Here is a 1296-nt window from a genome sequence, read left to right as displayed (position 1 = left end):
GGTGGCGCTGACGGCGGGGGCGCGTCCGGAGCGGGTTCCGCTGTCGTTCGCGCAGCGTCGTCTGTGGTTCATCGGCCAGCTGGAGGGCCCCAGCGCGACGTACAACGTTCCGGTGGCCCTGAGGCTGACGGGGGAGATCGACCGGGCTGCACTGGGCACGGCCCTGCGGGATGTGATCGGGCGGCACGAAGTGCTGCGCACCGTGTTCGCGCTGGCCGACGGCGAGCCGTATCAGCGGATCCTCGGCATGGACGACGTGAAGTGGCAGCTGGAGACCGCCGACATCGCGCCGGCTGGTCTGACCGACGCGGTCGCCGAGGCGACCGGGTACGTCTTTGATCTGTCGACCGAGGTGCCGATCCGTGCCTGGCTGTTCTCGCTTGGATCCGAAGAGCACGTCCTGTTGGTGTCGATCCACCACATCGCCGGAGACGGTTGGTCGATGGGTCCGTTGGCTCAGGATGTGTCGGCTGCTTATGCGGCGCGGTGTGCGGGTGGGGCTCCGGAGTGGGAGCCGCTGCCGGTGCAGTACGCGGATTACGCGCTGTGGCAGCGCGAGCTGCTGGGTGACGAGCAGGACCCGGAGAGTTTGATTTCACGCCAGGTGGCTTACTGGCGTGAGGAGTTGGCGGGCGCTCCGGAGGAGCTGGGGCTGCCGTTCGACCGGCAGCGTCCGGCGGTGGCCTCGCATCAGGGGCACAGTGTGCCGCTGGTGGTGCCGGCGGAGGTGCACGCCCGTCTGGTGGAGGTGGCGCGCGCTGAGGGTGTGACCACGTTCATGGTGTTCCAGGCGGCGCTGGCGCTGCTGCTGTCCCGGCTGGGCGCGGGGACGGACATCCCGATCGGCTCGGCCAACGCCGGACGCACCGACGAGGCGCTGGACGGTCTGATCGGTGGGTTCACCAATACGCTGGTGCTGCGTGCGGATCTGTCGGGTGACCCGACCTTCCGCGAGTTGCTGGCGCGGGTGCGTGAAAGGGGCCTGTCGGCTTACGCGCACCAGGACGTGCCCTTCGAGAAGCTGGTCGAGGAGCTGGCTCCGAGCCGCTCGATGGCGCGTCACCCCCTCTTCCAGGTGGTCCTGACGAAGCAGGACACCATCGAGGCAGTTGTGGACCTGCCGGGTCTGCAGGTGGGCGGAGCCTCGGCAGGAGACCGCAGGGCGGCGAAGTTCGATCTGGATGTGATGGTTTCCGAGGCTTTCGACGCGCAGGGTGTGGCGTTGGGTCTTCGGGGTTCGGTGACGGTGGCCGCGGATCTGTTCGACGAGGCGTGGGCTGGGCGGATCGCCGGGTA

At 68.8% G+C, this 1296-nt stretch carries 1 protein-coding gene; it reads left to right on the top strand.

Annotated elements, in window-relative coordinates; genetic code table 11:
* Positions 1-1296 (top strand): condensation domain-containing protein (locus tag ABZY31_RS31255; RefSeq protein WP_356417075.1); only part of this gene is annotated, 1296 nt, incomplete at both ends.

Source organism: Streptomyces sp. NPDC006529 (assembly GCF_040611795.1).
In the GTDB taxonomy this organism is placed as follows: Bacteria; Actinomycetota; Actinomycetes; order Streptomycetales; family Streptomycetaceae; genus Streptomyces.
The sequence above is the reverse complement of the archived record's forward strand: the minus strand, read 5'-3'. Positions and strand labels throughout refer to the sequence as shown.